Origin of the sequence: Citrobacter sp. R4 (genome assembly GCF_026719175.1) — a bacterium.
In the GTDB taxonomy this organism is placed as follows: Bacteria; Pseudomonadota; Gammaproteobacteria; order Enterobacterales; family Enterobacteriaceae; genus Citrobacter_A; species Citrobacter_A sedlakii.
Map to the genome: position 1 here is coordinate 1 of NZ_JAPPSU010000063.1, position 559 is coordinate 559.

The following is a 559-nucleotide window of genomic DNA, read 5'->3' on the forward strand; positions in this document are numbered from 1 at the left end:
AGCAATCCAATCTCATGCCAAATTCTATTGTATAAATCTCGCTCTAAAGGCCGAAAAAATCAGCGCTCGACACGGACTCATTGTCACCACCCGTCACCTAAAATCTACTCAGCGTCGGCAAAGGAGCCATGGGTTCTAGCAACTAACTTACCTGTTGAAATTCGAACACCCAAACAACTTGTTAATATCTATTCGAAGCGAATGCAGATTGAAGAAACCTTCCGAGACTTGAAAAGTCCTGCCTACGGACTAGGCCTACGCCATAGCCGAACGAGCAGCTCAGAGCGTTTTGATATCATGCTGCTAATCGCCCTGATGCTTCAACTAACATGTTGGCTTGCGGGCGTTCATGCTCAGAAACAAGGTTGGGACAAGCACTTCCAGGCTAACACAGTCAGAAATCGAAACGTACTCTCAACAGTTCGCTTAGGCATGGAAGTTTTGCGGCATTCTGGCTACACAATAACAAGGGAAGACTTACTCGTGGCTGCAACCCTACTAGCTCAAAATTTATTCACACATGGTTACGCTTTGGGGAAATTATGAGGGGATCTCTCAG

Annotated in this window: 1 pseudogene; it reads left to right on the forward strand. The window is 46.0% G+C overall.

Annotated elements, in window-relative coordinates:
• Positions 1–546 (forward strand): annotated as a pseudogene (locus tag OOJ60_RS24595) (IS4-like element ISVsa5 family transposase); the annotation flags it as partial.
• Positions 547–559: the final 13 nt, after the last annotated feature.